This window comes from uncultured Methylobacterium sp. (assembly GCF_964251405.1).
Taxonomy (GTDB): Bacteria; Pseudomonadota; Alphaproteobacteria; order Rhizobiales; family Beijerinckiaceae; genus Methylobacterium.
Genome location: NZ_CAXUJR010000002.1, coordinates 1 through 22030, shown reverse-complemented (window position 1 = coordinate 22030; position 22030 = coordinate 1). Strand labels below are relative to the sequence as shown.

Genomic DNA, 22030 nt, shown 5'->3' with positions numbered 1-22030 from the left:
CCTCAGCTCGGAGGCCAGCGGAAATCGTCGGCCCGTCCCGGTTGAGGCGGTGGTGCAGCCCCACGCAGGAGCGTCCGCTCCAGCGTGCCGGTAGCATCGGTCTCACGCGGCTGTCCGCTGATCAGGGCACCGCCCGGTGAAATCTCGGCCCGGCTGAGCGGGACCACCGGTCCTGCCGCGGCCTTGACCGGCAGTGCCGGGATGCCAGGCGGCTCGGGAAGGCTCGGCAACATGCCGGTGATGAGCTTGTCGATGGCTGCGATGTCGTCGAGCCTTGGGGTGGTGCCGCTCGGATTCGGCCCCGGCATCGCAGCGACGGCGGCCGCCGGTTCGACCTGACCCGGCATGCCGGCCCCCATGAGGCGCTTGAGCTCGACATCCGCGAAATGGGCGACCTTGCGGGCGCCCGCACCGGTAAAATGAACGCCGTCGGACGTTCGCAGCTTCGCGATCTGCCCTTCGAGATCCGGTCCCGTCGCCACGTAGCGGTTGCGCTCGTCGACGAAGCCCGGCCAGATGTCGACGAAGGTGCCTCCGGCCTTGCTCACGCGTTCGCGGACGAGGTCGTTGATGGTCGCCAGGTCCTTTGTCAGGGGCTCGCTGCGCATGGGTGGGGTGCCCACCCAGATCAGCGGAATCTTGCGGTCGGTGAAGACCTTCACGAGGGCATCGACCCGGTCGCGATAGATGTCCCGCCAACGCTCGCTGAGCGGTTCGAAGCTCTGATCGCCTTCGCGGATCGCCTGCCGATCGTTGGCACCGATCATGACGAGGGCATAGGTGACCTTCGGACCGGTCTTCAGGGATTCGTCCGCCACCTTCGCCCAGTCGAGCAAGTCTTTGCGCGCGAGGCTGCTATCGGCGCGCGACCGATCGATGATCTCGACATCGGCATTGTCCTCGAACACGTCGTCGAGGCCGCGGCCGAGATAGCTCGCCAGTGAGTCGCCGAAGACGGCGAGCCGCGTCGTCGGCTCCGCCTTGGGTGCCACAGGCTTGGGCTGCGCGGCAACCGCGGGCGCCTGCCGCTGGCGGCGGGCCGGGGCACGACGCTCGTCGGCATAGACCGGCGGTGCATAGCTGCGCGGGCGCGGAGGCCGCGCGGAGGGTACCGGTACCGGCTGCGCCTGCTGGGCCGGTCTGTCCTCCCAGGGCCAGAAGAACTGGCGGGGCGCTTCCTGCGCCTGCGGTGCGGCACGGCGGGGGGGCTGGCGGCTGCGCTCGATGCCGTCGTCGCGGTAGTATTCCGGCGCCCGACGCCGAGGCACGTCGTCGTAGCCACCCCACTGAGCCATGGCCGGCATCGCGCCGAAGCCGAGGACGGCGACCGAGACGGCAAGCCCTGTCAGTATCCCTCGTATGCGCAAGTTCGTCGATGCCATCGGGCTCATCAGCCTCGTCGTCGCGGGCACGATGAGCGGCCCGGGATCGTCACCGAGACACTATAGAGCGCATCGGCCCGGGCGACGAATCGGTCATCGGCGAGAGGCCCTGAGATGTGCGAGCAGGTCCGCGCTCGCGTATCCGTCGACCGCGAGGCCCGCCCGGACTTGATACCGCCGAACCGCCTCGCGCAACTTCGGCCCTGCGCGTCCGTCGGCCTCGCCGTCGTAGAGCCCCTCCGCTGCAAGGCCGGCTTGGAGCGCTTGCAGCCCGGTCTTGTCGAGGCGGGAGGCGGCGCTAGGCCAAGGGGCCGCCAAGGCGGGGCCGCCGGCGAGCCGGTCGGCGAGATGCCCGATGGCGAGGGCATAAGAATCGGAGGTGTTGTAGCCGCGGATCACCTCGAAATTGTCGGTGATGAGGAAGGCCGGCCCGCCGGCGCCACCGGGAAGAAAAAGGCTCGCAAGCCCCGATCGCGGCAGCTTTTGCCCGTCGGTGCGCCGGACATCCCGGGCGGCGAAGTCACCGAGGTCGCCGCGATGGCCAGACAGGTCGAAGCCGGGCGGCAGCGCCACGGCATATCCCCACGCGACGACCGGGTTCCAGCCAAGGCTACGCAGGAAGGCGGCGATGGACGCCAGGGCGTCGGCCTCGGACGTCCAGATGTCGCGTCGGCCGTCGCCATCGAAATCGACCGCGTGCTTCAGGTAGTTCGAGGGCAGGAACTGCACCTGTCCCATCGCTCCCGCCCATGAACCCTTCATGGCCTCCGGCGCGATGTCGCCCCGTTCGAGGATGGTGAGCGCTGACAGGAGTTCGTCCCGGAACAAGGAGCCGCGATAGCTCGCCTGGGCGAGGGTGGCCAACGATCGGATCACCGGCGTGGCGCCGCCGCTCGCACCGAAATCGGACTCGACGCCCCAGATCGCCAGCACCATCCAGCGCGGCACGCCGTAGGCGGCCTCGATGCGGGACAGGATCGGGTCGAGTCGCGCCGCCGCTGCCCGTCCGCGGGCAATCCGGCCGGGGGAGACCGCACCGACGAGGTAATCCCAGACGGGGCGTCCGAACTCGCCCTGCGCCTTCGTCCGGGCGAGGATGGCGGGGTCCGGGAGGGCGACGTCGCGAAAGGCGCGATCGAAGGTGGCGTCCGAGACCCCCCGGTTGCGCGCATCGGGCCGCAGGGCCTCGATGAAAGCTCGGACGTCGGATTGCGGCTCGGCCGTTCCGTCGGGCGGCCTCGATCGCGGTTCCGGTGCCGCCGCGGTGCCCCCGACGATCGCCAGGGTGGCCGCCAGTGCCACGCAGAGTCGAGCCGTGGCGGTGATCACGTTCGGTTGCGGCGGGTCAGAGCCTCCTCCCAGGCGATGGCCTGGGTGACGATCCCGGTGAGATCGTCGTGCCGTGGCGTCCATCCGAGTCGGTCGCGGATGAGGTCCGCCTTCGCCACGATCCTGGCGGGATCGCCGGGGCGGCGCGGCGACAGGCGCACCGGAAAGTCGACCCCCGACACGCGCTTGACGACCTCGATCACCTCGAGAACCGAGTAGCCGCGGCCGTAGCCGCAGTTCAGCGTCAGGCTCTCGCCGCCTCCCCGCAGGTGATCGAGGGCGAGGCGGTGAGCCTCCGCGAGGTCGGAGACCTGGATGTAGTCGCGCAGGCACGAGCCGTCCGGTGTCGGATAGTCCGTGCCGAACACGTCCAGATGCGAACGCCGACCGAGGGCGGCCTGGGTGGCGACCTTGATGAGGTGCGTGGCGTTGGGCGTCGACTGGCCGGCGCGCCCGCGTGGGTCGGCGCCCGCGACGTTGAAGTAGCGCAGCACGACGTAGGTGAAGCCGTGAGCCTTGGCGGCGTCCGCGATCATCCACTCGCTCATCAGCTTCGAGCGGCCGTAGGGATTGATCGGGGATGGCCCGAGATCCTCGGGCACCGGCACCGTCTCGGGCTCGCCGTAGACCGCAGCGGTGGAGGAGAAGATGACGTGCTTCACGCCCTCCTTCACCGCGGTCTCGATGAGGGCGCGCGTCTTGACCGTGTTGGCGAGGTAATAGCCGAGCGGATCGGCGACCGAGTCCGGCACGACGATCTTGGCGGCGAAATGCGCCAGCGCGTCGATGCGGTGCCGGCGGATCACGTCGGTCACGAGCGCTTGATCGGCCATGTCCCCGACGACCAGCTTGACCTCCTGGGGCAGCGCCCAGTCGAATCCGGTGGAGAGATCGTCGATGACGACAATGTCGTCATGGCCCGCATCCAATAGCGCTAGGACCATATGGCTGCCGATGTAGCCGGCGCCCCCCGTCACCAGAACCGCCATTCTCGAGTCCTTCGAAGTCGCTACACCAGGTCGTCGTGAGGTCGGTGCGTCGGGGATGATGGGCACGTTTGGCCCCATTCCTCTCGACGCCCCATTCCCTCGTACAGGGAGACCTTATATCGAAGAAGACCCTTATGGTTCACGTCCCATAGGCAATCGTGATCTCGACGATACGCAAGGCCAGCCGTCGCGACACCAATGCCCGTGGTCGCCTTTCACCATCGATCCCCTTCTCTCCGCAACCGGGTTCCGTTCTATGAAACCGATTCGCAAGGCCGTTCTTCCTGTCGCGGGCCTCGGCACCCGCTTCCTTCCGGCAACGAAGGCCGTGCCGAAGGAGATGTTGACGGTCGTGGATCGGCCGGTGGTCCAGCATGTCGTCGACGAGGCGCGAGAAGCGGGCATCGAACATTTCATCTTCGTCACCGGGCGCGGCAAGGCGGTGATCGAGGACCATTTCGACATCGCGTTCGAGCTCGAACAGATGCTGCGCGAGCGCGGCAAGCAGGCAGCCTACGACGAACTGAAGCGCGACCTGCCCGGGGCCGGTCAGACCAGCTTCACCCGGCAGCAGGCGCCGCTCGGCCTCGGCCACGCGGTCTGGTGCGCCCGTGAGATCGTCGGCGACGAGCCTTTCGCAGTCTTGCTGCCGGACATGCTGAGCCGCGGCTGCATGGGTCAGATGCTCGCCGCCTACGAACGCCACGGCGGCAACGTGATCGCGGTCGAGGAAGTCGCCCCGGAGGAGACGCACCAGTACGGCATCGTCGGCGTCGGCGAGACCTTCGGCCAGACCTTCGAGATCAACGGCATGGTCGAGAAGCCCAAGGCCGGGACCGCGCCCTCGAACTACATCATCTCCGGCCGCTACATCCTGCAGCCCGAGATCTTCTCGATCCTCGAGCGCGGCGAGAAGGGGGCAGGCGGCGAGATCCAGCTCACCGACGCGATGATCGCCTTGTCGAAGCAACAGGACTTTTTCGGCATGCGCTACGAGGGCCGGACCTACGATACCGGCTCGAAACTCGGGTTCCTCACGGCGAACCTGGCCTATGCCCTGGAGCGCAAGGAACTCGCGGAGCCCCTAAAGGCCGAGATCGCCCGCCTCCTGCGGGAGCATTAGGAGCCGTCGCTTCTCGCTCAGCACGCAGGTTGCGCCAAACGCGCCGGAGGCATGCGCAGAGCGCGGCCGTTACGTCGAAATAGACCTTGCGCTTTGTGCGCCGCACCTTAAATATTGCATTGCGAGATCGCGATGGCGTCGCGGTCTGGCAGCCCTTCTTGGGCGTTTCCTCCCTAGACTTCGGGCCGCTCTTCGGAGCGGCCTTTTTTCTTGGCCGGAATGTGCTCAGCAGCTCAGGCGACCGCTACTCGGCCGCCATGCGGCGCGGCGCGAGGTCGATCGCCTCAGCCGCAACGGCCACGACCATGCCGCGCAGGTGCCAGACGAGTTCGGAGAAGCGCTCCGTCACCGCCAGCGAAGCTTCGTTCATGTAGAGCCCGCGGTTGATCTCGATCTGCAGGGCGTGGCGGCCGACGCCCGGCTCGCCGTAATGCTCGGTGATGAAGCCGCCTGCGTAGGGCTTGTTGCGCAGGACCTTGAAGCCGCGTGCGCGGAGATGCTGTTCCACAAGGGCGGTGAGCAGCGGCGCGCAACTGGTGCCGAAGCGGTCGCCGAGGACGAAATCGGCCTTGCCCGCCTCCTCGCGACCCAGACTCGACGAGGGCATCGAGTGGCAATCGATCAGGATCGCATGACCGAACTGTCGCCCGGTGCGCTGGATGAGGCCGCGCAGGGTGCGGTGATAGGGCTTGTAGAGATTCTCGATGCGGGTGACCGCCTCCTCGACCGGCAGCCGCCCGCGATAGATCTCCTGTCCGTCCGCCACCACGCGCGGCACCGTGCCGAGGCCGCCGGCCACCCGCATCGAACGGGTATTGGCGAAGGGCGGCAAGCGACCCTCGAACATGCGCGGGTCGAGCTCGTAGGGCTCGCGGTTCACATCGAGATAGGCCCGCGGGAAATGTGCCCGCATCAGCGGTGCGCCGAGGTCGACCACGGGTGCGAACAACCGGTCCACATGGGCGTCCTCGGAGCGGCGCAGCGACAGCGCGTCGAGGCGGGAGGCCGCCAGGAAGGCGCGTGGATAGACCGACCCGGAATGGGGCGTGTTGAAGACGAACGGAAGCGCATGCGTCTCCGGTTCGTCGACGACGAAGGGCGGATCGAAGTCGTTGGATGCGGGCGACTGGTTCGGGAAGGATTCTGTCATCGCTGTGCGGACGGGAGAACGCATCGGACCACTTTGCTGGCTCTCACAGAGGCTGTCCACTGCGATCCTTCGGTCCGCATCGAGCCCGACGTGCCATCGAACACGGTCCGTGGCGGCGGATCTCAACACCTTGTTTACCAAGTCGACGCTTTATGGGAGGAACACACCGAGTCGAAGGGTACGGGACGCCGCGCGATGAAGATTCTCCTAGCGGAAGACGACAACGACATGCGTCGTTTTCTGGCCAAGGCGTTGCAGAACGCCGGCTACGATGTCCTGTCTTTCGACAACGGCCTCTCTGCCTATAACCGCCTGCGCGAAGAGCCCTTCGAACTCCTCCTCACCGACATCGTGATGCCGGAGATGGACGGCATCGAGCTCGCCCGCCGCGCCACCGAGCTCGACCCCGACATCAAGGTCATGTTCATCACGGGTTTCGCCGCCGTGGCGCTCAACCCGGATTCGAAAGCTCCCAAGGACGCCAAGGTGCTCTCGAAGCCCTTCCACCTGCGCGATCTCGTCAACGAGGTCGAGAAGCTTCTGGCGGCGTAGCCTCGTCGAGGCGAGATCCTGAAGGGCAGGAGCTTTCGGCAACCGCGATAGCTGGATACAAGACGAAGTCATGGCCGCACCGCGCCGGTGCGTTGCCCTGGAATCGTTCAGACCCATGTCGCAGCCGGTGACGATCTACACGACCTCGTGGTGCCCTTACTGCTCCGCGGCCAAGGCCCTTCTGCGCGGGAAAGGCGTCTCCTTCACCGAAATCGACGTGGAGAAGACGGCCGGTTCGCGGGCAAGCATGGTCCAGCGGACGGGCGGACGCACCAGCGTGCCTCAGGTTTTCATCGGCGAGACCCATGTCGGGGGCTGCGACGACCTCCATGCCCTCGACAGGTCGGGTAAGCTCGACCCGATGCTGGACGCGTGAACCCGATCATGGCTGAACCCACATTCGTCGCCGCCTGCGTCCAGATGCGCTCGGGGCGCGATCCTGCCGCCAACCGCGACGCGGTGGTGGCCGGTATCCGCGATGCTGCCGCGGCGGGAGCCCATTACGTCCAGACGCCCGAGATGACGTCCCTGGTCGAGCGCGACCGCGCGAGCCTCTTCGCGAAGGTCCGGGTTCAGGACGAGGACGAGACCCTCGCGGCCTGTCGCGACGCCGCCCGCGATCTCGGCATCGTTGTGCAGATCGGCTCCCTTGCGATCCTCAACGGCGACAAGGTCGCGAACCGCGCCTTCCTCATCGATGCGACGGGCGCGATCACGGCGGCGTACGACAAGCTCCACCTCTACGACGTCGACCTGCCCAACGGCGAGCGCTGGCGCGAATCGTCGATCTATACCGGCGGGGCTTGCGCGGTCGTCGCCGAGACCCCGTGGGCGCCGATCGGGCTCGCGATCTGCTACGACCTGCGCTTCCCCGCGCTCTACCGGGCGCTGGCCGAGGCCGGCGCCTCGATCCTGACGGCTCCGGCCTGCTTCACGCGCCAGACCGGGGAGGCGCATTGGCACGTCCTGCACCGGGCGCGCGCCATCGAGACCGGATCCTTCATGATCTCGGCCGCGCAAGGTGGGCGCCACGAGGACGGCCGTGAGACCTACGGGCACTCCCTGATCGTCGATCCTTGGGGGCGGGTCCTCGCCGACGCCGAGGGTGACGCGCCCGGGATCATCCTGGCCGAGATCGACCTCGCCCGCGTCGCCGACGCCCGCGCCCGCATCCCGACGCTCCAGCATGCCCGACCCTTCACCGTGGAGCGTATGCCGAGGACGAGCTGAGCCGCGGGTCGGTCGCGCAGCCGCATTGACCTCCGGTCCGGATCGGTAGAGGCCGTTTCCTCGACGGTTCGTCCAAAGCGCAATCCCACCCCGATCCGCACCGGCCCTGGCATCCATCATGATCCGCTACACACTCGCCTGTGAGGCCGGGCATGGTTTCGAGAGCTGGTTTCCTTCGAGCGAATCCTACGACGACCAGGCCGCGCGCGGCCTCGTGACCTGCCCGCACTGCGGCTCGGCCAAGGTCGCCAAGGCCATGATGGCACCCTCGATCGGTCGCGCCGCTTCGGGTCCGACGGAGCCGAACCTTCCCGCCGTCACGCAGCAGCCCGAGACCGTCTCGCTGATCGCCGAACCGGACCAGCGCCTTCGCGCCATGCTGAAGGCGTTTCGCGACCACGTGACGGCAAATGCCGACGATGTCGGGACGCGCTTTCCGGAGGAAGCACGCCGCATCCATTACGGCGAGGCCGGCAACCGAGCGATCTACGGCGAAGCGAGCCCGGCCGAAGCCCGCTCGCTCATCGACGAGGGCATTGCCGTGGCGCTCCTGCCGGTGCTCCCCGACGACCGGAACTGATCACCGGCGCAGGGCAGCGGTCCCAACGATCGAGGCGAGCAGAGCGGCGAAGGCCGCGTTCCATCCCGCCAGCGAGATCCCGAGGAAGCGCCACGCGGCGGTCGAGCAATCCGCGACCCGCGTCGTCTCGAGAGCGTTGCGGAATTCACCGATCGAGGCGGGGGCCGCACCGGAGCCGCTGCCGCCGCAACCGGTGGGGCCCGGCCAGAACGCCCATTCGGCGCCGGCATGGTAGACGCTGAGCCCGGCGCCGTAGAGCAGCCCGGCAGCGGCGAGCCCGAGCAGGAGACGGGTCAGGCGCTCGGGTGCGAATAGGCCGAGGAATCCGAGCGGGATCGCCGCGTAATAGGGCAGGCGCTCCGTGAGGCAGAGCTTGCACGGCACGTAGCCAAGTACGAATTCGAAGTAGAGTGCCCCGGCAATGGCGGCGACTGCGCCGACCACGAGGACGAGCGCGGCGCGGCGCAGCCGGAGCAGGGCTTGGTAATCCATTACAGCAACACCTTGAACAGCACGAACCCGAGGATGATGACGGCCACGGTGATCGCCGCCACGACGTTGAGGTGCCGGTCGAGCACCCCGCGGATCTGGACGCCGTAGCGCCCGAGAAGCCCGGCGAGCACGAAGAACCTGGCGCCGCGGGTGATCAGCGACAGCACCATGAACCAGAACAGGTCGTAATGGGCAAACCCCGAGGTGATCGTCACCAGCTTGTAGGGGATCGGAGTCAGGCCTTTGAGCAGGATGACCCAGTGTCCGTACTGGGCGTAGGACGCCTGGAAGGTCTCGGCCTTGTCGGACAGCCCATAGACCTTGAACAGCCAGACGCCGACGGAGTCGAACAGGAGGGCGCCGATGGCGTAGCCCAGGAGGCCGCCGGCCACGGAGGCCAACGTCGTGATCAGCGCATAGAACCAGACCCTGTCCGGCCGGCTCACCGCCATCGGCACCAGCATCACGTCCGGTGGCACGGGGAAGAACGAGCTCTCGGCGAAGGCCACGGCCGCCAGCGCCCAGGGCGCGGACGGCTTGCCCGCCAGCGCGAGGATCCACTCATAGAGGCGACGGATCATGGGTGTCCTGCTTCCGGTGATCGGCGGCGCCCTTTGAGCATGGCGAACCCGGCGGGGCGAGACCTCCGGCGACACGCGCCGGAGGTTTCTGGTTCCGGCCGATCAATCCTTGCCCACCGACATGAGCAGGCGCTCGGTCTTGGCATCCTCGATGCGGTTGACCATGCGCCGGCCCTCGTGGACGTCGCGGATGGTCTTGGTGGCGGTGATGCAGGATTGGACCAGCATGACGACGCCCATGGCGAGGTAGCCCTTCACCCAGATGTCGATGGGCATGAACAGGATACCCAGCGCCACCATGGCGGCCGAGCCGATGAACGAGGCGTAGGTGAAGGCGACCCATGCGCCCGAATGCTGCGTGGTCTCGTTGGTCATGACGTCTCTCCTGAAGCTTGATCGTAGGGGGAAGGCGGATCGGGGGGTCAGGCAGACGCCGGTTGGGCGGCGGCCGCCTTGCGGCGAAGGCGATCGAGGATGTCGGCAGCGTTCGGGCGGCTCTTGGCTCCGAAGCCCTCGCGTTCGAGTCGCGCGGCGATGTCTCGGCCCGGATCGGTCTCGGCGCGGGCCTCGTCGAGGTCTGCGGCCTCGACCTGGGTCTGTCGCAGGCGTTCCAAGGTCGCCTCCGCCTCCCGCAGGGTGGCGCGATCGCTGGTCGGGGCGCCCGCACCGAGGCGACGAACCGCCTCCGCGGCGGCGGCGATGCGGCGTCCGCGTTCGAGCTCGGCTTGGCGGCGGTTGGCATCGGCCACGATGTGGCGCAGGCGCCCGATCTCGGTGGAAAAGCGCAGGCGCGCCGACCTGATCGCCTCGGCCCCGCCTTCGAGCTCGGCGATGGCGTCGGCGGCCTCCGTCGCGAGGTCGTCGCGCGAGCCGGTCAGGGCGGCGACGGCGCGGGCTTCGAGGTCCTCGATTCGGGCCGTGATCTCCGCGAGGCGCCGGGCCTCCGCGCGGTCGCCGGCCACTGCCGTCGCGAGCGCGAGCTTGCTGCGCTCCAGGGACACCCTCGTTTCGCGGATCTGCTGATCCAGGACGAGCAGGGCATGGCGGTCGAACAACTCCTCCTCGGCCTGGGCGGCGGCGCCGCGGGCGAGGAGCCGAAACAGCTTGAACATCGAAGACCTCCTGATCGGTGAACCGCGTTCACGAGACCGGTTCTGCGGTCATTTGAACGGTGTGTAAGTGCGTTTATGCACGACGTTCAAAAGGGTCGGTTCGATGCTGTGGCGATGCGCGTACGGACGCGGATCTGCGCTGCTCCCTCTGGTCGAAAGGGGAAACTTGTGCGATGAGGCGAACGCTGCGGGCGTGGTGGAACTGGTAGACGCGCCGGACTCAAAATCCGGTTCCGCAAGGAGTGTCGGTTCGATTCCGACCGCCCGCACCATTCGCACCTTCAATCCAGTTCGAGAAACCGCCTGATCCAGGCGCCGACGCGTGCGCTGTCCGACGGTCCCTTCAGCGAGGCGATCGCGCTCGCGTGGAAGGCGGTGTCGTGGGCCACGGGCGGATGGTGTCCGGCGATCAGCGCCTCGGCGTAGTCTCTCTCGAATTCGGGATGGAACTGGAACGAGATCGCATATCGGTCGCCGTAGGCGAGGATTCCGCAGGGCGTGAACGTGCTTCCGGCAAGGATGCGGGCATGGGGCGGGGGCTCGACCACCTGATCCTGATGGATCGCCATCACGGCGACCTGCCTCGCTGAATCCATCCAGGGCGCGCATTCGTGCACATCGTAGCGGTGGAGTCCGAGGCCCCAGCCCTTCTCGGATTTGCGTACCGTCCCGCCGAAGGCCTGCGCCATGACCTGATGGCCGAAGCAGAGGCCGACGAGCTTCGTGCGCCGATCGAGGTCGCGCAGGAAGGCGATCAGATCCTCTATCCAGGGCAGGTCGTCGTAGATTCCAGCCGGCGAGCCGGTGATGAGGAATGCGTCGAACGCGTCAGGCCGGGACGGCCATTCGCCCCGTGCGACCGCAAAGATCGTGACGTCGACCGGATCTCCCAGCAGCTTGGCCGTCATCTCCCCGTAGGACGGATAGAGGCCCGCGAGCCGCGCGGGCGGATTGCCCGCTTCGAGGATGCCGATCCTCATGGAAGCGACGATGCCCGCGTCATATGGCGGGATCGAAGGACGCGACCGAGCCGGTGCCCCTGCCCAATGCGCGCGACGCCAGCACCGCGACCGCCATGGTGACGGCGAAGATCGCGAAGACGACAGGATTGAAGATCACCAGCGCGACGAAGCAGATGGCGGCCATGGCGAGCGCGAAGGCCGGCGCTGCGGGATAGAATGGCGCCCGGTAGGGCCGGGCGAGTTGGGGTTCAGTGCGACGCAGCTTGAACAGGCTCGCCATGCTCATGCCGTACATCACGAGCGCGCCGAACACCGCCATGGTGACGATGCTGGCGGTCAGGGACTGTCCGGCGATGACGATGAGGTTGTCGCTGTAGATGGCGGCGATGCCGATGACGCCGCCGACAAGCGTGGCGACATGCGGCGTGCGAAAGCGCGGATGCACCGTGGCGAGGATTCCCGGCAGGTAGCCGGCCCGGGCCAGGGCGAAGATCTGGCGCGAGTATCCCAGGATGATGCCGTGGAACGAGGCGACGAGGCCGAACAGGCCGAGCCAGACCAGCATGTGCAACCAGCCGCTCGACTCGCCCACCACGCCCTTCATCGCCTGGGGCAGCGGGTCGTTGAGGTTGCTGAGCGCCTTCCAGTCGCCGGCGCCACCGGCGAAGATCATCACGCCGAAGGCGAGGACCGTGAGCGTCAGCACGCCGCTGATATAGGCGATCGGGATCGTGCGCTTGGGATCGCGTGCTTCCTCCGCCGCCATGGCGACTCCCTCGATGGCGAGGAAGAACCAGATCGCGAAGGGGATCGCCGCGAACATGCCGCCGATGGCCGGCAGGGCGAGCTCGTTGCTGCCCGCCCAGCCGTTCGCGGAGAAGTTCGCCCAGGTGAAGGCGGGCGCCACGACCCCCATGAAGACGAGGAGTTCGCCCACCGCCAGGATGGAGACGAAGAGCTCGAAGGTCGCGGCGATCCGCACGCCGACGATGTTGAGGGTCATGAAGACGAGATAGGCCCCAAGTGCCGCGTGCTTCGGGTCGAGGCTCGGGAACTGGACGTTGAGATAGGCGCCGATGGCGAGCGCGATCGCGGGGGGAGCGAACACGAACTCGATCAGGGTGGCAAAGCCCGCGATGCAGCCGCCCGTCGGGCCGAAGGCGCGGTCGCTGTAGGCGAAGGGGCCGCCGGCCTGCGGGATCGCGGTGGTCAGTTCGGTGAAGCTGAAGATGAAGGCGACGTACATCGCGGCGATCACCGCGGTGGTGACGAGGAAACCGAGCGTGCCCGCGCTCGCCCAGCCGTAGCTCCACCCGAAATACTCGCCAGAGATCACGTGTCCGACGGCGATGCCCCACAGGTGGAAGGCGTTGAGGCTCTTGTCGAGGCCCGGTCCCGCGCTGGCCATGCCGTCATCCTTGGTTGGCGAACCATCGTCCGACCAAGGTTGGTGCAAGAAGGTTGCCGTGTCGACGGCGCTTTCAGGCGGCGCTGGCGCGCGGGCGAAGGCGCCCGGGCTCCTTGGGCCGGATCTCCATGGCGTTGCCCCGCCAGACGATGGCGCTCTGCATCCAGGCGCTTACCCAGATCGCCGGGAACAGGGCGTCGCGGACCAGGAAGGCGAGGAGGAGCCGGGGACCGCGATGCCAGCCCGCGCGCACCGCGAGGGCGTATTCCGCTGCGTACCAGAGTCCGGCCATGGCGAGGGCCGCTCCGGCCATCACCGGTTCCGGCACGCAGGCCACCGCGAGGGTGAAGGGCAGGAGCGGTCCGGTGCCGATCTCGGGCGCGAAGAAGAGCGGGAAGGTGACGCGCCGCAATCGGGCCCAGCGCTGCTGCCGCGACCAGATCTCGCGCAGCGTGCGCCGTCCCAGCGGCTGCTCGAAGGGAGACGCCACCAGATGCACCCGGCGTCCGGCGGCCCGAACCAGCTTCGTCGCCGCCGCGTCCTCGGCGATCTCGGCGGCGAGCGCCCGGATGCCGCCTTGGCTCTCGAGGAAGGGCTTGTGCCAGAGCATGCTCTTGCCTTGCGCGAAGCCGAGGCCGACGCTCTCACCGACATATTGCCACCGCGCCTGCAGGGTGTTGAGGAAGGCGCATTCGAGCTCGGCGAAGAAGCCGATCGGCCGAGCGCCCACCGGCGTCGAGCAGACGAGGCCCGTATTCGCGCGCCAGGCCGCCTGGAGCCGCTGCAGGTAATCCGGCGGCATGAGGACGTTGGAATCGGCGAGCACGACCCAGTCGTGTCCGGCCGCCTCCCAGCCGCGGACGCAGTTGTTGAGCTTGGGATTGTCGCTCACCCGCTCGTCGCCGACGATCAGCCGCGAGGGGATACGCGGATGCGCGGCCATCAGGCGGTGCAGCAGAGGGACGATGGGATCGTCGGCATCGGCCACGCAGAAGATCAGCTCGTAGTCCGGATAATCGAGGAGGAAGCCGCGGGTCAGCATCTCCTCGCTGAATGCTTCGATGCCGCAGACGGGGCGAACCAGCGAGACCGGCGCCCGTGCGGGGAAGGTCGAGGGGCCGGGGTCGCGGCCGAGCCTACGGCCCGCCATGGCCAAGCTCGCGAGATTAATCACGGTGAGCAGGGCGCACAGCGACAGGGCCAGCACCATGCCGGTCTCGACGTTGCCCGCCATCGCCGCTTCCTCCTCCGGCAGGAACGCCGGTCGAGCGCCACTCCCTGATCCTCGGGCCTAACAGCCGTCCTGTTTCAGCCGTATGACAAAGACCGGAGCCGGCGATGGGCTTTCCGGGAGGGATGAATGCGGATTCCGAATCGCGTGGCGGTGCTGGGTGCCGGCCTGTCCGGGGCGGCAGCGGCGCGCGACCTGATGCGGGCCGGGTTCGACGTCGTCGTCCTCGACAAGAGCCGTGGCGTCGGTGGCCGCATGGCGACGCGACGGGTGCCCGGCCGCGACCTCGCCTTCGATCACGGGGCGCAGTTCATGCGCGCACGCGGGACGGCCTTCGCAGCGCAGATCGAAGACTGGCGGGCGCGCGGTGTCGTCGCGCCCTGGGGCGGGCACGACCGCTTCGTCGGGACCCCGACCATGACGGCGCCGGCCAGGGATATCCTCGCCGGGCTCGATGTCCGCGCCGGCATGACGGTGACCGGCATCGCACGCGATGCCGATGGCTGGCACGTTTCCGCGGCGGAGGGGGCGATCACGGAGGCGTTCGGGGCCGTCGCAATCGGCTTTCCGGCACCGCAGACGTTCCGCCTGCTGGAAGCCTCCGGCCTCGCATTGCCGGGGATCGAAACGGTGACCTACGCACCGTGCTGGTCGTTGATGCTCGCCCTGGACGGCCCGGCAGCGTTCCCCGAATCCGATCGTCGCGACCGGGATGGCCCGATCGCGGCGGTGATCCGCGACGAGTCTCGGCCGGGCCGGCCCCCCGGGACAAGACTCCTCGTCCATGCCGGACCGGACTGGTCGCGCCGGCACCTAGAGGACGCACGTGAAGCGGTGGCCGAGGCTCTTCTGGCCGAACTTGCGATCCTCCTCGGCCAATCGATCGTCCCCGCCTATGCGAGCGCGCATCGCTGGCGTTACGCCCTGGTCGAGACCGCCTTGGGCCAGGATTGCCTCTACGACCCGACACTCGGGCTTGGGGCCTGCGGCGACTGGTGCCTCGGTCCGCGGATCGAGGCGGCCTTCGACAGCGGCACCGCGCTCGCCGCCCGCATCGCAGCAGATCTGGCTGCGGGGAGCGAGGGCATTTGACCCCGCCGATCGTCTTCCATCCGGCCTATGAGGCGCCCTTGCCGGAGGGGCACCGTTTCCCGATGCGCAAATACGGTCGTCTCGCCGAAATTCTCGTTGCGCGCGGCCTCGTCCCGGACGGTTTCGTAACGCCGCAGCCCGCGACCGCCGGCACGCTCGCCCTGGCCCACGACCGCACCTACGTCGATGCCGTCCTCGATCTTGCCGTACCGCCGGCGGTGGCGCGGGAGATCGGGCTGCCGCTCGATGCCGGAATCGTTGCCCGTGCCCGCGCTTCGGCCGGCGGCACGCTGGCGGCCGCCCGTCTTGCCCTGGCGCATGGGCTCGCCGGGAGCGCGGCAGGCGGGAGCCACCATGCCCGCCGCGACAGCGGAGCCGGGTTCTGCGTCTTCAACGACGTGGCGGTGGCAGCGCGCACCCTCCAGCACGAAGGTGCCATCCGTCGGGCGCTGGTCATCGACCTCGACGTCCATCAGGGCGACGGCACCGCCGATTGCCTCGGGCGCTCCCCCGATCTGTTCACGCTCTCGCTTCACGGCGAGAGGAACTACCCGACCCGGAAAATCGCGGGTGACCGCGACGTCGGCCTGCCCGACGGCCTCGACGATGCCAGCTATCTCGCCGCACTCGAAGGCTGCCTGCCCGATCTTCTCGACCGTCTCGCTCCTGATCTCGTCTTCTACAATGCCGGCGTCGACCCCCATCGCGACGACCGGCTCGGGCGGCTCGCCCTCACGGATGCCGGGCTTTCCGCCAGGGACCGCTTCGTGGTCGGTGCGGCGCGGGGGCGTGGCATCCCACTCGTGTCCGTCATCGGCGGCGGCTACGGCACCGACGTCGACGCGCTCGCCGCCCGGCACGCGCTGGTGTTCGAGGTGATGGCGGCGCTCGCCTGACGCTCAGGCCTCCGGCAGGGCCCGCGCCGCCGCCTCAAGGGCCTCGAAGGTCCGGGCGAGTTCGGCTCCTTCGAGATTGTGGAAACCCAGCATCCGCGAGAGCAGCAGGCCGAGCGCCGCAAGGTTGAGGACTGTGCCCGCGCCGGGTCGGCCGGCGATCGCCTCCATCGCCGCGAACTGCTCGCTGAGGAGTTCGCTGAAGCCCGCCGACGCCTCCGGGTTCTCGGCGGAAGCCAGGCACAGGGCGCGCGGGAAACCATCCTCTTCCGCGTAGACCGCTCGGACATGTGCGATCAGCGCGAGCGGGATCGCGGCCGGCCCGGGCGGCTGCTCCGCCTCGCGCGCCGCGATGTTGGCTCGGATCTCCTTGAGCTTGCGAGCGGCCAGCGCCGAGATCAGCGCATCCTTCGACGCGTAGTGATGCAGCACGCCGCCCTTGCTGAGCGTGGCCTCGGCGGCTACCGCGTCGATCGTCAGCGTCCGCGCGCCCGAACGTCGTATCAGCCGCTCGGCCGCATCAAGGATGATTTCCGGACGGTCCTCCCGCCGGGTGCGCGCCTTCGTCATCATTCTTCCGCTAAAAACCGTCTGGACGGTTTTTAAGTTAGCCGATATGACGCTTGGGCGATAGACGAATCCGCGAGGCGCGAACGCCGTGGCAAATCAAAACTCGGCCTTGACCAGCGTGTTGCAACCCTGCCTTGCGGCACTCTCGGCCATACTCGCGTTTGGCTGCGTCGGCCCGGCGGCTGAAGCGCCCGCGGGGCAGAGGGCGCCTCAACTCGCCCTCGTGAGCACGACGACGGCGCAGCGTACCACCATCGCGACGGATCTCATCTTCACCGGCGACATCCAGACGCAGTCGCAGGTCAGCGTCTCTTTCCGCACCAACGGGAAGATCGTGAAACGGCTGGTGGAGGTCGGCGACCACGTCAAGGCCGATCAGGTGCTGGCGCAGCTCGATCCGCAGGAGCAACGGGCCAACCTCAACAATGCGCAGGCCGCCCTGGCCTCGGCGGAAGCCCTGCTCACCCAGGCCAAGGTGAGCTTCAAGCGGCAGGAAGCGCTGCTGGCGGGCGGTTTCACCACGCGGCCGAGCTACGACGAGGCCGAGCAGCAGTTGCGCATCAGCCAAGCCTCGGTCGATTCGACCAAGGCGGCGCTCGGGACGATCCAGGAGCAGCTGTCCTATACCGAACTCAGGGCCGGGGTGGATGGGATCGTCCTGAGCCGCAGCTTCGAGGTCGGCCAGGTCGTGCAGAACGGCCAGACGGTCCTGTCGGTCGCGCAGGACGGACCGCGGGACGCCGTCTTCAACGTGTTCGAGGCGGTTCTGGCGGCCCCGCCGGAGAGCCCGCAGGTGGACGTGGCGCTTCAGGCCGATCCGTCGATGCGGACGGTGGGCCTCGTCCGCGAGATCTCTCCCAGCGTCGATTCCGGATCGGGCACGGTCAGGGTCAAGGTCGGCCTCAAGGACACGCCGGCGGCGATGACGCTCGGGGCGATCGTGATCGGCACCGGCAAGTTCCGGCCGCGCCAGGCGGTCGTCCTGCCCTGGTCGTCCCTTTACCGCTGGGCCGACGGGCCGGCCGTGTGGGTGCGCGATCCGACCACAGGAACCGTGGCGCCTCGCGCGGTCACGATCGATCATTTCGGCACCCGGACCATCGCGTTGTCGGGCGGCGTCGAGCCCGGCGAGGAGGTGGTCGTCGCCGGCATCCAGCTCCTGCGCCCGGGCCAGACCGTCGCCGTTGCCGCCGCCAAGGTCGTGGAGGAGATGCGATGAACGGGCTCGCGCGCGCCCTCGCCATCCTTCTGATACCGATCGCCGGGGTTGGCGCATGTAAACCGGTCGAAGAGGCCGCGCCGGCTCCCATCCGTCCCGTCCTCTACACCGTTGCGAAGCCCGTCGACGCGGTGGTGTTCGGACCCTTCGCCGGGTTCATCGAGCCACGCTACAAGTCCGAGATCGGCTTCCAGATCGCGGGGCGGGTGATTGCCCGCGACGTCACCATCGGCGACGTGGTCAAGAAGGGTCAGCGCATCGCCGCCCTCGACCCCGTGGTGACGCGCTTCGGCCTCACCCGCGCAGAGGCCGACCTCGCCGACGCCCAGGCCCAGGCCGAATATGCCGCCGCCACCGAGGCGAGGCGCCGCAAGCTCCTGGCCGGCGGCAACGTCACTCAGGCGCAGCTCGACAGCGCCGTGGCGAGCCGCGACACCGCGCAGGCGCGCCTCGTCCAGGCTCAGGCCAACCTCCAGAAGGCTCGCGATCAGATGGGCTACACCGAGCTGCGGGCCGATTTCGACGGAGTCGTCACCGTGCGCAGCGCCGAGGTCGGGCAGGTTCTCAGCGCCGGTGCCGCCGTCGTGACCCTGGCCCGGCCCGAGGAACGCGAGGCGGTGGTCGACATCCCCGAGGACCTCGTCGGCGCCATGCCCAAGGACGGCGTCTTCACCGTGGCTCTGCAGAGCGCCCCGGGGATCACGGTGACGGGCAGGGTGCGCGAGATCGTGCCCTTCGCCGACCAGATGACACGCACGCGGCGCATCCGGCTGACGCTGGTCGAGCCCTCGGAGGCGTTCCGCCTCGGCACCACCGTCACGGTCTCGCTGTCGCGGCCCGTGAAGCCCGCCGTCTCGCTGCCCGCGACGGCCGTCGTTCAGGCCGACGGCCGCGATTCCGTCTGGCTGGTGTCGGTGGCCGGCGACTCGGTCGCGCGCCGACCGGTCACGATCGAGGGGCGACGGGACGACCGAGTCTCGGTGACGGAGGGGCTGGCGGCCGGCGACCGCGTCGTCGTCGCCGGCGCGAGCAGCCTGACGGAGGGCCAGGCCGTGCGCATCTCCGACAGGCCGCTATAGAGCGTCGGCCATGCCGAGAAACGATCCCCCCATGTCGGGCCGATGCGTCGGCTCGCTTTCCGGCCATGCGAGATCCGCCCCGTGAAGAGCTTCAACCTGTCCGAGTGGGCGCTCGAGCACCGCTCCTTCGTCTGGTTCCTGATGCTGGTCTCGATGGTCGCCGGCAGCCTCGCCTACGGCAAGCTCGGGCGCGAGGAGGATCCGCCCTTCGCGATCAAGACCATGATCGTGCAGGCGACCTGGCCTGGGGCCACCATCGGCGACACCCTCGATCAGGTCACCGAGCGGATCGAGAAGGAACTCCAGCAGATCGATGCGGTCGATTTCAGCCGCAGCTACACCACGCCGGGCCGGACGACGGTGTTCGTGCAATTGCGCGAGACGACGCCGCCCAAGACCATCCCGGCGGTCTTCTACCAGGTGCGCAAGCGTATCGGCGACATCCAGAACGCCTTCCCGCAGGGAGTTCAGGGCCCGTCGTTCAACGACGAATTCGGCGATGTCTTCGGCAACGTGTACGCCTTCACCGCCGACGGCGTGACGATGCGGCAGTTGCGCGACTACGTCGAGCGGGTGCGCGCCGAGCTCAAGAAGGTGCCGAGTGCGGGCAAGATGCTGCTGCTCGGTGCGCAGAACGAGGTGATCTACCTCGACTTCTCGACGCGGAAGCTCGCCGGCCTCGGCGTCAACGTGAACGCCGTCGTCAGCACGCTCCAGGCACAGAACGCGATCGCGCCCTCCGGCGTGATCCAGGCCGGGCCGGAGCGCATCTCGGTGCGGGTCGGCGGGCAGTTCCTATCCGAGGACAGCCTCCGGGCGATCAACTTGCGGGTGAACGACCGCTTCTTCCGCCTCTCGGACGTCGCCGAGATCTCGCGCGGCTTCAGCGACCCGCCTACCGACCTGTTCCGCTTTAACGGCCAGCCGGCGATCGGCCTCGCCATCGCGATGCAGCCATCGGGCAACCTGCTCACCTTCGGCGAGGGCCTGAAGGAGCGCATGCGCAAGCTCGAAGGCGAGCTGCCGGTGGGGGTGGGCATCCATCTCGTCTCCGATCAGCCCAAGATCGTCGAGGAGGCGGTCGGTGGCTTCACCAAGGCGCTCGTCGAGGCTGTGCTGATCGTGCTGGCGGTGAGCTTCATCAGCCTCGGGTGGCGGGCGGGGCTCGTGGTCTCGTTCTCGATCCCGCTGGTGCTCGCCATCGTGTTCGTGGTCATGCAGGTGATGGGCGTGACGCTCCAGCGCATCTCGCTCGGCGCGCTCATCATCGCGCTCGGCCTCCTCGTCGACGACGCCATGATCACCGTCGAGATGATGGTGGCCCGCCTCGAGGTCGGCGACAGCCTCAAGAAGGCCGCTACCTTCGCCTACACCTCCACGGCCTTCCCGATGCTGACCGGGACCCTCGTCACCGTGGCGGGCTTCCTGCCGATCGGCTTCAACGGGTCTTCGGCCGGCGAGTACACCTACAGCCTGTTCGTGGTGATCGCGGCCTCCCTCATCGTCTCGTGGGTGGTGGCCGTGCTGTTCGCACCGCTCATCGGCGTGAAGCTCCTGCCGGCGGTGATGAAGCACAAGCACCACGACAAGCCGAGCCGTCTCACCCGCGTGTTCCGGGCCCTGCTGCTCGGGGCGATGCGCGGGCGCTGGATCACCGTGGCCGTCACCGTCGCCATCCTCGGCCTCTCGATCTATTCGCTGCAATTCGTGCAGCAGCAGTTCTTCCCGGCATCGGACCGGCCCGAACTCCTCGTCGACGTGACGCTGCCGCAGAATGCCAGCATCGGCGAGACCAAGGCGCAGATGGACAGGATGGAGGAGACCCTGAAGGGCGATCCCGAGATCAAGCTCTGGACCTCCTATGTCGGCCAGGGCGCGGTGCGCTTCTACCTGCCCCTCGACCAGCAGCTCGGCAACGCCTTCTTCGGACAGATCATCATCGAAGCGACCTCGCTGGAGGCCCGCGACAGGCTGAAGGTCAAGCTCGACCGGCTGGCGCGGGAGCAGTTCGTCGGCACCGACGTCTTCGTCCACACTCTCGACCTCGGCCCGCCGGTGGGCCGCCCGGTCCAGTACCGCCTGGGCGGACCCGACCTTCAGAAGCTGCGCACCCTGGCCCTGGGACTGACCAACATCGTCGGGGCAAACCCGCATCTCGACGTGCCGACCCTCGACTGGAACGAGCCCGGCAAGGTCCTCAAGGTCGAGATCATCCAAGACAAGGCGCGCCAGCTCGGCGTGACCTCGGAGGACATCGCCGGCCTCCTCAACGGCGTGGTCGGCGGCCGCACCATCACCCAGGTCCGAGACTCGATCTACCTCGTTGACGTGATCGGGCGCGCCCAGGCCGCCGAGCGGCGGTCCATCGAGACCCTGCAATCGCTGCAGGTCGCGCTGGCGAACGGCAGCGTGGTGCCGATCCTCGCCTTCGCGACGATCGGCTACGAGCTCGAACAGCCGATCGTCTGGCGCCGCGACCGCATTCCGACCATCACCATCCGGGCAGCGATCGGCGACATCACCCAGCCGGCGACGATCGTAGCTCAGCTCGCCCCGGCCGTCGCGGACTTCGCCAAGGCTCTGCCGGACGGCTACACCCTTGAGACGGGCGGCGCCGTGGAGGAGAGCGCCAAGGGCCAGGGTCCGATCGCCGCGGTGGCGCCGGTCATGCTTCTGACCATGGCGGTCCTGCTCATGATCCAGCTCCAGAGCTTCCAGAAGCTGTTCCTGGTGGCGAGCGTCGCGCCGCTCGGGCTCATCGGCGTCGTCGCCGCCTTGCTGCCGTCGGGCAGGCCGCTCGGCTTCGTGGCCATCCTCGGCGTGCTGGCGCTGATCGGCATCATCATCCGCAACTCGGTGATCCTGGTGACCCAGATCGACGAGTACGAGCGCGAGGGGCGAGAGCCCTGGGAAGCCGTGGTCGAGGCCACCGTGCATCGCATGCGCCCGATCCTCCTGACGGCAGCGGCCGCAAGCCTCGGCCTCGTTCCCATCGCCAGCGAGGTGTTCTGGGGGCCGATGGCCTTCGCAATGATCGGCGGCATCATCGCGGCGAC

General features: G+C 68.3%; 22 protein-coding genes and 1 tRNA gene. 11 read left to right on the top strand and 12 right to left on the bottom strand.

Translation table 11 applies throughout. The features are described 5' to 3' along the window. Window positions 1-2: 2 nt before the first annotated feature. From ACFE7U_RS01025 to galE, 3 genes are all read right to left on the bottom strand, one after another. Window positions 3-1304 carry a DUF459 domain-containing protein gene (locus tag ACFE7U_RS01025; protein WP_375407906.1) on the bottom strand — a complete coding sequence of 434 codons (1302 nt, stop codon included), beginning with the start codon at window positions 1302-1304 and terminating at the stop codon, window positions 3-5. 171 nt (window positions 1305-1475) lie between these two features. Further along, a complete protein-coding gene (locus tag ACFE7U_RS01020) occupies window positions 1476-2660 on the bottom strand; it encodes a lytic murein transglycosylase (protein ID WP_375407905.1) in 1185 nt (394 codons plus the stop codon). Window positions 2661-2707: 47 nt separating this feature from the next. Next, entirely contained in the window at window positions 2708-3700 is a 993-nt protein-coding gene (gene galE / locus ACFE7U_RS01015) for a UDP-glucose 4-epimerase GalE (protein WP_375407863.1), read from the bottom strand. 256 nt (window positions 3701-3956) lie between these two features. Here galE and ACFE7U_RS01010 point away from each other — a divergent pair, with 256 nt between their 5' ends. Next, complete coding sequence (locus ACFE7U_RS01010; protein WP_375407862.1) at window positions 3957-4823, top strand: UTP--glucose-1-phosphate uridylyltransferase; 867 nt, start codon at window positions 3957-3959, stop codon at window positions 4821-4823. A 244-nt stretch (window positions 4824-5067) separates the two neighbouring features. Here the strand turns inward: ACFE7U_RS01010 and ACFE7U_RS01005 are convergent, their stop codons facing one another. Then, window positions 5068-5973: an N-formylglutamate amidohydrolase gene (locus ACFE7U_RS01005; protein ID WP_375407861.1), complete on the bottom strand. Its 906-nt coding sequence runs from the start codon at window positions 5971-5973 to the stop codon at window positions 5068-5070. Between the two features lie 195 nt (window positions 5974-6168). On the opposite strand from ACFE7U_RS01005, the gene cpdR reads away from it, so the two are divergent. The 4 genes from cpdR (at window position 6169) to ACFE7U_RS00985 (ending at window position 8335) form a co-directional block, all read left to right on the top strand. Next, complete coding sequence (gene cpdR / locus ACFE7U_RS01000) at window positions 6169-6525, top strand: cell cycle two-component system response regulator CpdR (protein WP_003603128.1); 357 nt, start codon at window positions 6169-6171, stop codon at window positions 6523-6525. Window positions 6526-6640: 115 nt separating this feature from the next. Continuing rightward, the gene (grxC, locus tag ACFE7U_RS00995) at window positions 6641-6901 is read left to right on the top strand and encodes a glutaredoxin 3 (protein WP_375407860.1); all 261 of its coding nucleotides are present in this window, start codon (window positions 6641-6643) and stop codon (window positions 6899-6901) included. 8 nt (window positions 6902-6909) lie between these two features. Beyond that, window positions 6910-7755: a carbon-nitrogen hydrolase family protein gene (locus ACFE7U_RS00990; protein ID WP_375407859.1), complete on the top strand. Its 846-nt coding sequence runs from the start codon at window positions 6910-6912 to the stop codon at window positions 7753-7755. Between the two features lie 118 nt (window positions 7756-7873). Beyond that, window positions 7874-8335, top strand: a complete 462-nt coding sequence (locus ACFE7U_RS00985; RefSeq protein WP_375407858.1) for a DUF1178 family protein — start codon at window positions 7874-7876, stop codon at window positions 8333-8335. Here the strand turns inward: ACFE7U_RS00985 and ACFE7U_RS00980 are convergent, their stop codons facing one another. The 4 genes from ACFE7U_RS00980 to ACFE7U_RS00965 all read right to left on the bottom strand — a co-directional run bounded on the left by ACFE7U_RS00980 (window position 8336) and on the right by ACFE7U_RS00965 (window position 10520). Then, window positions 8336-8827 (bottom strand): disulfide bond formation protein B, encoded by a 492-nt coding sequence (locus ACFE7U_RS00980; RefSeq protein WP_375407857.1) that lies wholly within the window; start codon window positions 8825-8827, stop codon window positions 8336-8338. Beyond that, window positions 8827-9408, bottom strand: coding sequence for a YqaA family protein (locus ACFE7U_RS00975; RefSeq protein WP_375407856.1), 582 nt, complete (start codon window positions 9406-9408; stop codon window positions 8827-8829). Before ACFE7U_RS00975 ends, ACFE7U_RS00980 begins: the two co-directional genes overlap by 1 nt. A gap of 102 nt (window positions 9409-9510) precedes the next feature. Further along, window positions 9511-9783, bottom strand: a complete 273-nt coding sequence (locus tag ACFE7U_RS00970; RefSeq protein WP_375407855.1) for a YiaA/YiaB family inner membrane protein — start codon at window positions 9781-9783, stop codon at window positions 9511-9513. Window positions 9784-9830: 47 nt separating this feature from the next. Further along, window positions 9831-10520, bottom strand: coding sequence for a PspA/IM30 family protein (locus ACFE7U_RS00965; protein ID WP_375407854.1), 690 nt, complete (start codon window positions 10518-10520; stop codon window positions 9831-9833). A gap of 187 nt (window positions 10521-10707) precedes the next feature. Between ACFE7U_RS00965 and ACFE7U_RS00960 the strand changes: the two genes are divergently transcribed. Next, a tRNA-Leu gene (locus ACFE7U_RS00960) sits at window positions 10708-10792 on the top strand. 9 nt (window positions 10793-10801) lie between these two features. Here ACFE7U_RS00960 and ACFE7U_RS00955 read toward each other — a convergent pair. The 3 genes from ACFE7U_RS00955 to ACFE7U_RS00945 form a co-directional block, all read right to left on the bottom strand. Next, on the bottom strand, window positions 10802-11500 hold the full coding sequence (locus ACFE7U_RS00955) for a type 1 glutamine amidotransferase (RefSeq protein ID WP_375407853.1): 699 nt from the start codon (window positions 11498-11500) through the stop codon (window positions 10802-10804). Window positions 11501-11519: 19 nt separating this feature from the next. Continuing rightward, the gene (eat, locus tag ACFE7U_RS00950; protein ID WP_375407852.1) at window positions 11520-12890 is read right to left on the bottom strand and encodes an ethanolamine permease; all 1371 of its coding nucleotides are present in this window, start codon (window positions 12888-12890) and stop codon (window positions 11520-11522) included. A 73-nt stretch (window positions 12891-12963) separates the two neighbouring features. Then, complete coding sequence (locus ACFE7U_RS00945; RefSeq protein WP_375407851.1) at window positions 12964-14124, bottom strand: glycosyltransferase; 1161 nt, start codon at window positions 14122-14124, stop codon at window positions 12964-12966. Between the two features lie 126 nt (window positions 14125-14250). On the opposite strand from ACFE7U_RS00945, the gene ACFE7U_RS00940 reads away from it, so the two are divergent. After that, on the top strand, window positions 14251-15213 hold the full coding sequence (locus ACFE7U_RS00940) for an NAD(P)/FAD-dependent oxidoreductase (RefSeq protein WP_375407850.1): 963 nt from the start codon (window positions 14251-14253) through the stop codon (window positions 15211-15213). Then, window positions 15210-16109, top strand: a complete 900-nt coding sequence (locus tag ACFE7U_RS00935; RefSeq protein WP_375407849.1) for a histone deacetylase — start codon at window positions 15210-15212, stop codon at window positions 16107-16109. Before ACFE7U_RS00940 ends, ACFE7U_RS00935 begins: the two co-directional genes overlap by 4 nt. A gap of 3 nt (window positions 16110-16112) precedes the next feature. Here ACFE7U_RS00935 and ACFE7U_RS00930 read toward each other — a convergent pair whose 3' ends face one another. Then, window positions 16113-16679 carry a TetR/AcrR family transcriptional regulator gene (locus ACFE7U_RS00930; RefSeq protein ID WP_375407848.1) on the bottom strand — a complete coding sequence of 189 codons (567 nt, stop codon included), beginning with the start codon at window positions 16677-16679 and terminating at the stop codon, window positions 16113-16115. Window positions 16680-16785: 106 nt separating this feature from the next. Here ACFE7U_RS00930 and ACFE7U_RS00925 point away from each other — a divergent pair, with 106 nt between their 5' ends. The 3 genes from ACFE7U_RS00925 to ACFE7U_RS00915 all read left to right on the top strand — a co-directional run. Further along, complete coding sequence (locus ACFE7U_RS00925; protein ID WP_375407847.1) at window positions 16786-17895, top strand: efflux RND transporter periplasmic adaptor subunit; 1110 nt, start codon at window positions 16786-16788, stop codon at window positions 17893-17895. After that, on the top strand, window positions 17892-18974 hold the full coding sequence (locus ACFE7U_RS00920) for an efflux RND transporter periplasmic adaptor subunit (RefSeq protein WP_375407846.1): 1083 nt from the start codon (window positions 17892-17894) through the stop codon (window positions 18972-18974). Before ACFE7U_RS00925 ends, ACFE7U_RS00920 begins: the two co-directional genes overlap by 4 nt. 81 nt (window positions 18975-19055) lie before the next feature. Next, a partial coding sequence (locus tag ACFE7U_RS00915; protein ID WP_375407845.1) for an efflux RND transporter permease subunit occupies window positions 19056-22030 on the top strand: 2975 nt, incomplete at its 3' end.